Origin of the sequence: Propionicimonas sp. (assembly GCF_034927565.1) — a bacterium.
Lineage (GTDB): Bacteria > Actinomycetota > Actinomycetes > Propionibacteriales > Propionibacteriaceae > Propionicimonas.
Genome location: NZ_JAYFPT010000002.1, coordinates 1 through 14476 on the forward strand (window position 1 = coordinate 1; position 14476 = coordinate 14476).

At 73.0% G+C, this 14476-nt stretch carries 4 protein-coding genes; all 4 read left to right on the forward strand.

The window, feature by feature from the left end; genetic code table 11:
* The first annotated feature begins 341 nt into the window (after positions 1-341).
* Positions 342-587 carry a hypothetical protein gene (locus VB080_RS00375; protein ID WP_323416426.1) on the forward strand — a complete coding sequence of 82 codons (246 nt, stop codon included), beginning with the start codon at positions 342-344 and terminating at the stop codon, positions 585-587.
* A gap of 169 nt (positions 588-756) precedes the next feature.
* Complete coding sequence (locus tag VB080_RS00380; protein WP_323416427.1) at positions 757-7893, forward strand: hypothetical protein; 7137 nt, start codon at positions 757-759, stop codon at positions 7891-7893.
* A 10-nt stretch (positions 7894-7903) separates the two neighbouring features.
* Positions 7904-11098, forward strand: a complete 3195-nt coding sequence (locus tag VB080_RS00385) for a hypothetical protein (RefSeq protein WP_323416428.1) — start codon at positions 7904-7906, stop codon at positions 11096-11098.
* Complete coding sequence (locus tag VB080_RS00390) at positions 11095-14406, forward strand: hypothetical protein (protein ID WP_323416429.1); 3312 nt, start codon at positions 11095-11097, stop codon at positions 14404-14406. The genes VB080_RS00385 and VB080_RS00390 overlap by 4 nt, the downstream gene beginning before the upstream one ends.
* Positions 14407-14476 lie beyond the last annotated feature (70 nt).

Genomic DNA, 14476 nt, shown 5'->3' on the forward strand with positions numbered 1-14476 from the left:
CGAGAAGCATCGAGGTGACAGAACCTGCCGCTGGCACGGTGACAGGTCGTCGCAGGTGACGCGATTCTGCACCTCGATGTCTCAGCGGCCTGTCGGGCCGCGGCCCAGCAGCATCGAGATGCAGGATCACGTCACTAGAGCATGTCTGCCTATCCCTGGCCGTCGCGAGCGGGGTCCCGCGGAGTGGCTCGCAAGGCGGAGGAGGTAGGCGATGTGGTGCATCGCCGTCCGACGACAACGCCGCGAGACGCCCACGGGGCACCGCGCAGCAGGCCACCGTGGGGATGGCACCGCGCAGCAGGCCACCGCGGGGATAGGGAGACACGCTCTAGGCTGAGCTCATGGGCATCACGCGGGACGAGCTGATCAGCATCCTGGCCGAGGCCGACCCTGCCGGGCTGATCGCGGCCGGGGCCCCGCCGGACGAGTACGCGGCCGAGGCCGACGCGATCCTGGGCCTGCACGGCATCCCGCAGTTGACCGAGATCACCGGCGTCTTCGCGGTCAGCTTCAGCAACCCGGGTACCTGCAGCCGGGAGACGGCGCGGTGGATCGTCGAGGAGATGGCGCGTCGCGCACGCCCGTGACCGGCCCCACCCGGCGCCGCCCCGCCCACTGAGGACCTTCGAGGCAGCACGTGGCCCCAGGCCCTGCCCGCCGCCATGAGCAGATGTGACACCTGTCTGCAGTCTGACAACGGGTCTAGCGTCTCGCTTGACGACGCGAGCCGCCACCCCCTGACGGGACGGAACCGACATGGCCAAGCGTGGGATCACCCTGCTCGATCTGGCAAGCCCCTACCCCGGGGCGCCGACTCTGCTGCCGGCCGACCTCGCGGCCAAGCTGGAGAACTTCGCGGTGGTGGAACACCATGCGACGACCAGCCCGGGCACCTTCCTCCATCAGGGCGTCATCCAGCCGATCAGCGACCTCGGCTTCCCCGCGCTGCGCAACTGGCCGGTCGAGGTGCCGGGCCTCAACACCGGGCTGCCGTTCCGACTGGTCCGGCCGCGCACCGCAGCGACCGCCGGCCAGAACCTCGAACCGGGGGCGACCAGCGCCTTCCTCGACCTGGTCGTCGACCGAATCGCGATCACCGTCCCGGGCCTGACCCCCGCGCTGGCCGTGTCCGGCCCGGCGGTCGCCACCCACCTGCTGCCCGACCCGAAGAACAAGACGGTCAAGATCGTGGGCTCGGGCGTGGTCCGGATCGACCTGTCCGGCAGCGGCGACCTCGTCCGGTTCGTCGACTGGCCCGACCCCTTCGACCCGAACGCACCGTCCGGCGCCGTTGTCACGATCAACGTCGAGCCGGCCAGCTTCTTCATCGGCGGCTCGAAGTTCGGCCTCACCATCGGCCGGCTGATCTACGACGCCTCGGCCCAGACCACCCCTGCGGAGATCATCGCGCGCGGCCAGACCCCGGGCTGGCAGGGAATCTCGATCGCCGAGGCCACCCTGCATCTGCCGCCCGAGACGCCGGTCGTCGACCAGCTGAACATCGGCGTGAAGGACGTCCTGCTGGGTTCACCGGCCGGCCTGCAGGGCGAGGTCCGGATCGAGCTGGGCCGCACGCCGATCGCCGGCGGTGCGATCGAGCTCCTGCAGAAGCTGCAGGATTCCGAACCGCACCTCCAGGTCAACGGCAGCAACCGGGAGTTCACCGTCCCGCTGCTGCCCGACCCGAGGCTGCCGGTCGCCCAGGTGCGGGCCAGGCCGACCGCGCCGGCGAGCGGCACCACCACCCAGCCCCAGGTGGTCTGGACCCTGCCCGACCGCCGGACGGTCGACACCAGCGACACCGGCTATTTCGACGCCCGGGTCGGCGACATCCTCACCGGCACCTTCTCCGAGGAAGTGGACGGCCAGCGCGTCGACGACCTCCCGACCCGGTTCACCTTCAGCCAGGAGGCCCCGGTCGAGCAGCCCGCGAAGGTCGATGCCCTGATCGGCGGCACCGCCGTCACCAACGTGGTCTCGATGTCGGGCTCGAAGACCGCGCTCGCCGCAGTCGACTTCCAGTCGGCGCTGCCGGTCCCCGACGCCGCGGGGATCCAGTGGCAGTACGGCTCGGGCACCGGAGCCCAGACCGGCAAGGGCCACGACTTCACGATCACCGACTTCCAGGTCGGCACCAGTTACCTGGTCGTCACCGACACCAAACAGCGCACCCGCCGGATCCGGATCGACGTGCTGGCCCAGGGCCCGCTGCTGGTCGGCACCGGGGACGGCGTCTACGACGCGTCCGCTACCCCGGTGGCGGTCCGCGGCATCGAGAAGACCTACGACCTGACCGCCTTCCACACCGACGGCAGGTTCGCGCCCGGGCCCGGCGAGGCCACCGCCTCGGGTACCACCGTCACCGTCCCGGACGGCGCGCTGGCCGAGGTGACCCTCGAACTCGGCCACGGCGCCGACCCGAACGACAACCCGCCGGCGGTGGCCGAGAGCGACGCCCGGCACCTGCAGGTGCGGTTCGGTTTCGACGACGACCACATCACCGCCTGGGGGGCGCTCGTCCCGCGCACCCGGGAGGGAACCATCCAGTCCACGGTCCGGCAGTGGTCGCAGTACTTCCCCGGCGCCAGCTTCGTCGTGGTCGGGCACTGCTGCGACCTCGGCACCGACCCTCACAACGCCGGCCTGGCCACCCAGCGGGCTGAAGCGGTCCGGCCGTGGATCGACGGCACGACGCTGACCAGGGGTGAGCAGACCCCGGCCACCGGGCAACTGGCCAGCACCCAGAACTCCGACCCGGTGGACGACGACGGCAGGTTCGTCGGCCGGCTGATCGACACCAGGTACACCGCCACCCAGCGGGCGGCCTGGGGACAGAGCACCACCTACCCCACCCGGGAGGAGTACCGGCGAGCCGACATCTACGCCGTCGGCGGCAGCTACACCCCGCCCCCCGGCGCGGACGCGAACGGCCAGAAGAACCCGACCAAGGACCAGGAGACCGCCCCCGACGTCCGCCGCGCCCTCGTCCCCGGCAAGGACGCCACCCCGGCCAAGGCGCCGTCGGCCGATCCGAAGCTGCCCTTCCTGGTCAGGCTCGTGGTCAGCTGGGACTCCCCCACCGTCACCAGCTGGGCCGACGCCATCCCGACCAAGGCCGAGTTCACCGTGGAGTGGGCCAGCACCAACGTCACCACCCTGCCCAAACCTGGCGGCGGCGAGGACCAGCTGAATGTCCGGCCGCCCAGCCAGCCACCGGGTTCGACCAGCACCGAGGTCTACACACTGACCGGGAAGTGGGCCTACGACTCCCGGTCGGGCGAGACCCAGTTCTCGCTGGGGATCGCCTCCAGCGGCGACCCCAAGGGACTGGCCGCCATCGACTCGACCTTCCTGGCGGTCGCCCTCGCCCTGGCGCCGACGCTGCTCGCCGGGATCGGTGCCGCCGGGGTGGACGGTGCGGCCGTCCGGATGGCGGCACTGGCCATCGCGACCGGGGTGGTGGCCACCGTCGCCAAGGAGGGCGAGGTGGTGATCAACTCCGCCGAGATCGAGCACCGGCAGCGCAGCCTGACCGACCAGACCGGCTCCCGGACGCGGGTGCTGCTCGACTACACCGCGGCTGTCGGTTTCGACATCGATGCCTCGGGCATCGGCAGTATCGCGACCGATGCCGGCTATCCGCTCAAGGTGCGCTACCACAAGGTCGGCCTGGAGTTCGACGACTCCAAGGATCGGTGGGACGAGAAGTTCGGCCTGGTCTACGACGATGTCTCCTTCGAGGTCGCCGACTCCGGCCGCTGGAAGCTGGACGGTCCGCTGGGCCAGCTGTTGCAGGTGGTCGGCTCCCGCGCCGGCGTCGGCTCGACCTGGTTCGAGTGCGACCTCGCCTTCGCCCTCGACCTGGGCGTGGTCTCGATCACGGGGGCGACCGTCCGCGCCACCTGGGGCGATGCCGGGTTCTCGGCCGAGCTTCGCGGGCTGGGCCTGTCGGTGGAGATCCCCGGGGTGCTGAAGGGTGCCGGACGGGTGGTGCTCGGGGACGGCGGCGCCTTCAAAGCAGCCCTCGAACTCGAGATCGTCGCCGCCGGCGCCAAGGCTTCGGGGAGCCTGTCCTTCGACCCGGCCACCGACTTCCTCTCGATCGCCCTGGGGCTGGTGCTGCCGGTGGGCATCCCGCTGGCCAGTACCGGGCTGGGCATCTTCGGCTTCCTCGGCAACTTCGTCTCCAACGGCCAGCGGGCGCTGCCGTCCGGGCACGACAACGACCCGGTGGGACGCGAGATCGCCTGGTACCGCGCGCCAGCGGTGGACAAGTACCAGCCGCAGCGCGGCCAGTGGGCGGTCGGCCTGGGGATGATCGTCGGGACGATGCCCGACCAGGCGTTCACCTTCAACGCCACCGGCATGTTCGTGGTGGCCTTCCCCGACCCGGCGGTGGTGTTCGGGATCGACGCCAAGCTGGTCAAGAAGCCGGCCGCACAGCCCTCCAGCCAGGGCAACCAGCCCACCGCCGGGCTGCAGATCCTGGGCCTGATCGCGGTCGACGACCAGGCCGTCATGATCGGGGTCCGCGGCGAGTACACGATCCCCAAGGTGCTCAAGCTCAAGCTGCCGATCGACGGCTACTTCCCCTACCCCACCACCAACGGCGACGCCTACGTCCGGATCGGTTCGGACGGGGTGGTGGCCGAGAACCGTCCCGGCGACCCGGTGACGATCACCCTGCTGCCCGACACCCTCAACGTGACCGCCTGGGCCTATCTGATGATCGAGGCGAAGAAGCTCCACAACCTGGGCGGCGACAGCCGGTTCAGCTTCGACGGCTTCAGCATCGGCTTCGGTGCCGGGTTCGAGATCCGCTGGTCGGCCGGCCCGATCAAGCTGGTCGCCAGCGCGAAGCTGCTGGTCGGCTTCGGGGTCAACCCGTTCCTGCTCAAGGGTGGCATCTTCGTCGCCGGCGAACTCGACCTGGTGATCTTGTCGGTGTCGGCCAGCGGGGAGCTGATCTGTACGATCTGGGACGACCACGGCACGCTGAAGACCAATCTCTCCGGAAAATTCTGCGGCAAGGTGTCGCTGTTCTTCTTCAGCATCTCGGGCTGCGTCGGGGTCGAGATCGGCGACTCGCTCAGCCCCGAGGCGCCCGAGCCGGCCGCACCGGTCGGGAAGGTCTCGCTCACTGACCGTCGGGGGTTCACCACGGCGGTCGCCACCACCGGCACGCCAGGTTCGGAGCAGACGGTCTGGCCCGACACCGTCCCGGTGATCGAGTTCACCCACCACGTCGATGTCTCCCTCGCGCCGGGGGGCGCCTTCGACCCCGGGCCCGCGCCAGCCGGCCCGGTCTGGAGCGGCAGCAGCGAGTTGAAGTACGCCTACCAGCTCACCGACATCCAGCTGATCCCGGACGGCGGCACTCCCCTGCCCGGGCCGCTGGACTCCGGCTGGTGGCTGCCCACCCACCGCCCGGGGGTGCTGGACGCCGGCGATGTCGCGGTCTCCGAGGCCGAGGGCGTCTTCCTGGGCTTGATGGCCTGGGATCCGGCGCCGTGGACGTACTGGCTCACCGACGGTGGCGCGGGCACCGACGCCGACCCAGCCGGTACCGTCGGCCGGCTCTGCGACCCGCCACGCCCGGCCCGGCCCAATTGCGCGCTCGGCAAGCTGGGAGTGCGGACCGGGGTGGATTCGGTCCGTATCCCGACGGCGGACGCGGGCAGTCCGCCGTTCCCGTCCCGGTTCGACCTGCTGGGCGCCGAACGGGCGTTCGGGCGCCCGCTGGAGGCGATCGCCCCGATCCTGGCGGCCTCCGGGGCGACGTTGGTGCCCGGGCAGGTGACGGCCGGCGGCTTCGGGGACGACGTCTGGTGGCTGGCCCGCACCACCCGCTACGGCTTCACCGAACGCACCACCGAGTTCCGCGGCACCCTGGCCCCCGACCTGACCCGGCCCGAGCTGGTACTGGTGGTCTGCCAGGATCACCGCAGGCGCCCGGGAGGGATTCGCGCCGGGTTGACCTGCGCTCACCCGGACTACCCTGACGGCGGCATCGTGCTCGGCGGCAGCGCGACCCTCGGCCCGGTCACCGTGGAGAGCATGGACGGGGACCTGGTCACGATCGGGGTCGGCAACGACCAGTCGATCGGCTTCACCCAGGGCGTGATCGCGGCCCTGCCGACAACCACCGGCCTGGTCGAGATCACCCTGCACCTGCCCGGCACCGAGGCGAAGGCGATCGGCTACGACAACACCGGAACGCCGGTCGCCGACGCAGCCACCAGCGTCGGCCAGGGGCTGGTGACCCTCACCCTGGCCGGCGACGGCATCGTGAAGGTCGAGGTCTACGGCGGTGGCCGCCGGATCGGCCTGGTCTCGATCTGCTGGGGTGCAGCGACCTCCCAGGCCGTGGTGGCCGACCTGCCCGAGGTCCGCGGCCGGCTGGCCGACGGCAGCGAACAGGCCTGGTCGCCGAAGGTGCTGGCGCAGACCCGCACCGACAGCTCGCTGTGCCGGCTGGTCAGCTACACCCCGTCCACCTCCGACCGGGTCTGGGCGGGGGTGCGGATCCGGGAGTGGGCCGGCAGCGGCAAGCAGGACGCCGGCGGCGTCGGCATCGTGCGGCTGTGCGGCGTGACCGGCCCGGCCGCCGGGCAGGCGCAGGCCAACCAGGACTTCGCCAGCCACCTGGCCGAGGTGATCAACCTCCACGGCCTCGACGGCTCCGCCGCCCACAAAGACCTGCTGCAGCCGGCGACCGGCTACACGCTGCTGGTCAACTACCGCTGGCAGGGCTGGCTGAAGTCGGACGGCCAGCCGACGCCCCCCACCGTGCCCGACCCGACGAAGTGGAAGGACGCCAGCGCACCGGCCAGCCTGCGGTTCCGGACCGCCGACCACGCCACCGTCACCGGGGTGCCACCCACCGAACTCACCGACGAGCGCGCCTTCGACCCACGCTCGCTGCTGCGCTACCTGATCGCCTTCCAGCCCGACACCGGCGCGGCCCCGCACCTGCTCGACGACACCCTGCTGGTGCATCTGGCCGTCGACCACGCCGACCAGCTCGCCGGGCTGTACGGCCGCGACCTGATGCTGCGGCTGCGCCGCACCGACCCGCCGCCCGGCAGCCTGGCCACAGCGGCGCACGCCCCCGACGAGCAGCTCACGGTGACCTGGGGTCCGCTGTTCGACGTCTACCGTCCGCTCGGTCAGCGGCGGTTCCTGGGGGCCGTCCGGGAGGCGCCCTGCCTGAGTGAACCGAGCCTGGGCGGCACCACCGGTGAGGTCACCGCCGACCTGGTGCCCGGAGCCTGGTACGACCTGATCCTGGTCGCCCCCCGCACCGGCCATCCCGAGGACGAGGACGCGGTGGTGGCCCGCACCCACTTCCAGGCCTCCCGCTACCACGGCGTGGCCGACCTGCTCGGCTCGCTCGGCTTCACCTCCAGTGGGGACGAGTGGCCGATCCTCGCCGGGGACGCGCTGGTCACCGCCGGCCTGCCCGGTGGCGGTCTGGTGGTCGGCGACGCCGCGCTCGATGCTGCCCTGCAGGGCTGCGGGCTCGACCCGTGGCCGCTGCCCGAGCAGGCCCGCAGCAGCGTGCTGTGGTGGAACGACGGCGGCAGCTGGAAGCTCGCCGGGCTGCTGCTGGAGGCCGCCGAGCCGATCGTCCGCACCGGACGGACGGCGCTGGACGTCGTCGCCGCCGACTACGGCGGCGTGGCGCTCACCCAGCGGGTGCGCAACCTGGCCGGGACCCGTGTCCTGCTGGCACCGGCCGGCCCGGTGGCGGTGCCAGCGGCGACCCAGCTCCAGGTGACCCTGACCAAGACCGTCACCGACGCGGCAGGTGCCACCACGGCCACCGCCACCCTCGGACGCCGGGCCGCCATCGGCGTCCCGCGGGCGGTGTACGCCGAGGCCGGAGCATGAGGAGGCAGTCATGGTGCTGAGCCCATCCTGGGCGATGTCCGGCCAGGCCATCGACGGGTCGCAGGATCCGCACCTGGCGCCGGGCGTCCACTTCCGGGTGCTGATCAACCCCTGGCTGGGGCTGCCGCTGGTTCCGCTATCGGTCGGCAAGGCCGGGCTGGGCGCCCTCGCCAAGGGCTACACCCGCACCGACGTGACCTGGGTCGACAGCCACGGCACCGTGCTGTCCACCCCGTTCACCGTGACCGCCGACAATCCGGTCACCGGCTACCTGCCGCCAGACGCCACCTGCTGCTGGGCGATGATCGACGGGGAGGCCGCGCGGTTCGTCCTGCCACTGCCGACCCCGCCCCGTCCGTTCCCCGGGCCGGTGATCCGGAACGCCCTGCCCGCCGACCTGGGCCGGCTCACCGTGCTGACCCGGGCATTCGCCCTCACCGGCATGGTGGCCACCCCGCTGGGCGACGCCCCGGTGGCGATCCGCAGCCAGGCCCCTTACCACGTCTACGCCTCGCACATCGAGCGCCTGGTGGTCACCGGCGCGGGGACAGTGCGCAGCGTCGCCTGGCTGCCGGCCAGTGCGGTCCGCCAGGTGAGCCCGTTCACCCTGGAACCACTGCCGACTCCCCCGGGCGCCCGCTACGCCGGGCCGGCGAACGGGCCCGACGTCGGCAAAGACCGGGTGGCGACCGGAGCCCCGCGGCGGCGCGGCATGCACGAGGCGCCGTCCGCTGCCGACCCGGCGAGCTGCCCGCCGGCCACCGTCGGGGAGGAGACCGACCGGGTGGCCAGGATCACCGACGCCCTGGTCCCCGTCCTGGACCGGCTGGTCAACGACCAGAGCCTGCCGGCCTGGCAGTTGACTGCCGACGAGATCGTGCTGGACGACAACGGCCACCAGCTCGGCGTCGCCCAGCGCGCACTGTTGCACGAACTGCTGCAGGCGGCGGTCGACCCGGGCGTTGCCCGCTGGCTCGGACTGCTGGACGTCGACCAGGAGCCCGGCCGGTTCCGGCAGCCGACGGTCGTCGCCTACTGCGTCGACGCCCTCTTCGCCCCCGACTGGGACACCCTCACCAAGGCCGAGCTGACCAACCAGCTGAGCGGCGCCGAGATCTTCCTCGATGCCGTCAGCGCCCTGAAACACCTGGCTGACCTGAACCCGCAGTACCAGCAGTACTTCGACCAGGCGGAGCGCTTCGGGCCGGGGCCCTTCGTCCACCTCCGGGTGGTGCTGGCCGCCACGCTCGGCGTCCCACTCGACACCCCCGCCGCCCCAGCCCTCAGCGGCCCGGCCCAGCCCGGGTGGCTGCCGGTGCTGCCGCCCGCGGCGCTGCGGGAGCTGCGGGTCGGGCTGGAACGCCTCGTCCCCGGAGCCGGTCTGGCCAGCGCCATCGCGCAGCCCGCCAGTGCCGTCCCGGTCGAACGCAACCAGGACGACGGCACCGGCCGCCGGCGCCTGCTGGTGCCGAACCCCGACCCGGCAGCCACCAGCGCGACCTCCGGCGTGCTGTCCGACCGGCAGGTCGGCGAAGCCAGCGGCAGCTGGCAACTCGCGCAGTTGGACTGGTTCGGACGCTGGTCGAGCTGGGCCCGGCTCGGCTTCGGCGCCGGGAGTCGCCCGCGTCCACCGCGTCCCACGCTCACCCTCAGCACCCAGCCACCCGCCGTCGGAGTTCCGGCGCCCACCGGGCCGCTGTCGGGCACCGTCCGGATCGAGGTATCGGTGCCGCCGGTGGAGGCCCTGCCGGTCGGCGGACGACTGCTCAAACAGCTCGCGCTCACCACCAGCGGCGGGGCCGCCCCGGGCACCACGGTGCACCCGCTGGCCGATCCGGCAAACCCGCCGGAGACCCTGGTCATCACCGTGCCTGGTCCGGCGCTCGGCCCGACCGCCTACGGCACCGTGACGGTGACCGCGGTGTGGAGCGACGCCGCCGGCGTCGTCTCCGACCCGTCCGAGCCGAAGACTGCCACCCTGCACGACCCCCGGGCCCCGCTCCCGGTCGTGCTGCCGCCCACGCTCAGCTACACCGCCCGTCCGGACTCCACCGGACGGGCCCGCGCCACGCTGACCTGGACCCCCTCGGCGGGCCAGGCCGCCTTCCGGGTGTTCGTCGCCGACGAGACCACGCTGCGGGCCAAGCTGAGCGACATCGCCGCCGGCCGGATCGCACCGGGCGACAACGGCCAGGCGCCCACCGCCGGCCAGGCCCAGGCGGTGCTGGACGCCCTCACCGCCGCCCCGGACGCCCCCACCCGCGGGGCGGTGTGGGACGCCCACCGGCAGTTGCTGCCCCGCCGCTGGTGGCTGCAGCTCACCGGAGCGCCAGTTCCGGCCCCATCCGCCGGACCGGTCAGCTTCCACCACGACGTCTCCGGCTCGTTGCAGGTGCTGGTGCTCTACCGGATCGTCGCGCAGAGCGCCGCGAGCGTTGAGACCGACTTCGCCAGCTCTGTGCTACTGCCACGGGCGGTGCCGAACCTGCTGACCCCGCCCGAGCCCGGGCTGGCCGTCCGGCCGGTGACCGACGGCAGCGGCAACCTCCAGGCCGAGCTGACCATCACCGTGCCGCCCGGGGCAACCCCGGCAGCCCGGTTCCGGCTGCGCCGTGCCACCACCACGACCGACACCCTGCTGATGCCGATCGTCGCGGTCGGGACGCTGCCGCCCAGGCCGCCCGGCGACCCGGCCCCCCAGCTGCTGGTGTTCACCGACACCGGCACGACCGCCGAGGCCGTCCGCACCTCGCTGGTGCCCTGGGTGCGGTACCACTGGCGGGTCGAGGTGCAGGGTGACGCCGCCCCCGGCGGCGGCCCGGTCGGCGAGTGGTCGACACCCTCGCTCCCGGCGTCCGCGGTGACCATGCCACCCGACCCACCGGTCGCGGTGACCGACCTGACCACCGACCGCGACGCCGCCGGCGTGCACGTCCGGTTCCGCCAACCCGAGCCGCTGACCGGCGGTGCCAGCCAGGGCTACGCGGTCGACGTCTACCGGCAACGTCCCGGCGAGCTGCTGCGGCTGCTCACCAGCGTGCCCGGACAGGCACCACCCCCGGTCGGCCGCGGCACCGATCCGACCGGCTGGTTCGACGTGGTCGACCCCGACCCGTCCGTCCCGGCCGGCACCGGCTACCGGGTGGCGGTCACCGACCCGATCGGACGGGCCTCGGCCCCCAGCCCCCTGGTGGTGGCACCATGACCCTGCAACCCGATCCCGGCAGCCTCGGCCTGGAATCACCGACCATCGGCCCGTGGTTCAGCGCGACCTCGCTCACCCTGCCCGTCCCCGGCGACGACCTCGGGGTGAGCATCACCCTCCCGGCCGGCACCGACTGGCTGCCCCCGGCCACCGGCCTGCTCTCCTTCGCCGTGGCCACCGACCCGCGACCGCCGCTGCTGGGACGGCTGCACGCCCCGGACGGCGGCCCGGCCTTCACCACCGGCCGGCTGGTGGCAGTCTTCCGGCTGCTGCCGGAGGTCGAGGCCAGGCTGGCGTCCCTGCTGGCGAACCTGCCCACCCTGGACGGCAGCACCCCGCCGGCCGGAACGCCGACCCGGGCGGCAGTCCGCTGGTTCGCGCTCGAACTACCGGAGAGCCCGCCCACCCTTACCGACCTCAAGCAGCGCATCCAGCCCGCCATGGACTCCGCGATCACCGACCCGGCCCGGCAGGCGGAGAACCTCGGGCTGGCAGTGAACGCCGACAACCTGTCCAACCTCGCCGCCCCGATCGCCCAGCTGTTCCGGCCCGGCCAGACCCTCGGCAGCTCCGACACGCTGCTGACGTTCCCGGGCTCCGACGTCACCGCGAAGCTGTTCGCCTTCGACGACCATGGCCGGGCGATCGACCCGGGCGCGGTGGCCGCGTGGTGGGCAAGCCTGGCGGGCACCTTCAACACCCTGTGGGCCCAAGGGATCAGTGGCGCCGACCAACGCACCGCTGCTGTCGCCGACCAGCTCACCGTCGCCCTCGCCGGGCCGAACGAGGGCCCGGTCGCCGGCGGGGTGCTGAAGCGGTTGACCGCTGCCAACCTCATCCCGGCCACCGGCGCCGTGCGCAAGCTGGACAGCACCGGTACCGCCGTCGCGATCAGCTTCACCGGCGGTGGGGCAGACGACGCTCCGCTGCCCCGGGTGGCGGTGCTGCCGGCGGGCAGTTATGCCGCGACCGCGAACCTGTGGCCGAGCGGGGCGGTCGGCGGGCTGAAGCGCGACTTCGTCCGGCTCGGGCTGGTCGACCTCGAACTCCACCTCACCGGCCAGCCGCGGGTAGCCGAGGCTGGCGCGAGCGATGCGGCCACTCGACGCGCCACCGACCAGCGGCGCGCCACCAGCCGGATCCTGGTAGGCCAGGCCACCACTGCCGCTACCGACACCGTGCTGCTGCCGACCGCCGACCAGGCGGTTGGCGCCCTGGTCACGGTCCTCGGTCAGGGCAAGGCCACCCTGGTGGCCCCCGTCCTCGACCGGGCCGCGGGAGCGCTGGCGGTGCCGGCGCTGCCCGCCGTCGACCCGCCCGCCCAGTTGCCGAACCCGGTGACGATGGTCGCCCTCACCGGCGGCGGAACCGCGCAGGGCCAGACCGTCAGCAACCAGCGGGTGCTGGTGCAGACCAGTCTCGACCCGTCCCTGGTCGGCGCCTGGCTGCGGGTGTGGCCGCAGTACTTCGACTTCGACACCGGGCGGCACGTCCGCGGGGCCGGTGGCTCCGGGACGGTGGACGCCACCGGCACGGTCCGCGCGGTGGTGCGGCTGGCCGACGGCGCGGTCGCGCCGGACAACCTGATGAGCCTGGACGTCATGCTGGTCACCGCCACCCAGGCGATGCGCTACACCGAGGTGCGGCTGGAGCGTCCGGCACCGATCGGCGGCACCCCGGTCGCGCTGTCCGCGGTGACCGGGCAGCTGGTCGCCTGCGAGACCGGGCAGGGCTTCACCGGCTCGATCCCGGCCGGCTCACTGGCGTCCGGCAGCACGCTGGTCGCGCTCACCGACCCGCCTGCCCTGATCGACCCGGCGTCCATCGCGAACAACCTCTGGAACGCCCAGACGATCGCCGCCGCGCTGGCTGCAGGCGACACCGTCTGGCTGACCGAACCGGCCTGGAAGGGCTGGCGCGGCGGCGAGGACGCCACCGCCCTGGGCAGCACCGGGGCGACCGTCACCGCCATCGGGCGCACCGGCTTGACCCGGCTGGCCCGGATTGGTTCGCCGCTGCCCACCCAGGCTCGCGACGAGGTGGCTGCGGCGGTGGTGACCTCGACGGTGGCCGACTCTGTGGTCGCGGCCCTCACCGCGCTCGGCGTCCACCACGAGCTGCTGCCCCACCAGAGCGGTCACCCGGGGACTCCCGGCGACGACGAGCGCCACGGCACCGGAGCCCGGCTGCGCGGGCCGGCGGCCGTCGCGGTGGCCGAGATCCTGCGGGAACGGACGGCCGGCGACACCGTCTCGCTGGCGATCGCCGCCGCCACCCCGCTCCCGCAACCCACCGCCCCGACCGTCCCCGGAAGCTGGGCGGCGGTGTTGCGCACCGTCGGTTTCGGGGTTGAGGCCGAGCCGGGCCTGGTCCAGGCGCTCAACCTGGTGGGTGCGGGCGGGTTCCCCTTCGACGGCAGCTTCGCCGACCTGCAGACCTGGCTGAACGGCAAGGGCATCCCGATCCCGGCCAGCGCCGGCCAGGCCGCTGCCAGCGTGGTACGGGCTGTCAGCCGCCGCATGCTGGGCGCTCGCAGTGGCTACCGTGAGGCCGCCCAGGCCATGCTCAACGCGATCGGGCAGGCCGAGGACTACCTCTACCTGGAGACCCCCGCGCTCGACACCCTGACCATCGGAAACGGCGACGACGCGCTCGGCCTGCTGACGGCGATCACCCAGCGCGCGAGCGCCAACACCGGTCTGCAGGTACTGCTGTGCCTGCCGGTGCGGTTGTCGGTCGGTACGCCGGCCAAGCTGCAGCGGGTTCGTGACCAGGCACTGAGGCAGGCTCTCGACGCCCTGAAGGCGGCTTTCGGCGAGCGACTGGCGGTGTTCAGCCCGGTCACCGGGCCGGGACGGTCGCTGTTGCTGGATGCCACCACGGTGCTGGTGGACGATGCCTGGGCGGTCACCGGCGGGGCGCACCTGTGGCGCCGGGGGCTGAGCTTCGACTCGTCGCTGTCGGTGTCGGTGTTCGACGAGCGGGTGGTCGGTGGCCGCCCGTCCGAGATCGTCGCCTTCCGCCGGACACTGCTGGCCGGACGGCTCGGCCTGCCGGCCACGCTGCTCCCCGAGGACGCGGCCGAACTCGTCCGGGCGATCCGGCAGCTGTCCGACCGTGGCGGCGGCCTGCGGCTCAGCCCGGAACCGATCGCCACCCCCGACCCGGTGCCCAGCGCCGACGACCTCGCGATCTGGCTCACCGACGGCTCCCCGACCGGCGACTTCGACGCGATGGGCTGGCTGCAGGGACTGGCCGTGGCCGTGCAGGGTGAGTTCGCGACCGAAGTACCCGGCACGCTGCCCTGACGCGGTCGCGCCGCGGACTCCTGGTTCGACAAGTCGACAGGGACTCGGTCCCATCGAACCACCGCAGCGC

Excerpts from the sequence above, each read along its gene's own strand:
- VB080_RS00380 (WP_323416427.1), top strand. The coding sequence starts at position 757 with ATGGCCAAGCGTGGGATCACCCTGCTCGATCTGGCAAGCCCCTACCCC.
- VB080_RS00385 (WP_323416428.1), top strand. The coding sequence starts at position 7,904 with ATGGTGCTGAGCCCATCCTGGGCGATGTCCGGCCAGGCCATCGACGGG.
- VB080_RS00375 (WP_323416426.1), top strand. The coding sequence starts at position 342 with ATGGGCATCACGCGGGACGAGCTGATCAGCATCCTGGCCGAGGCCGAC.
- VB080_RS00390 (WP_323416429.1), top strand. The coding sequence starts at position 11,095 with ATGACCCTGCAACCCGATCCCGGCAGCCTCGGCCTGGAATCACCGACC.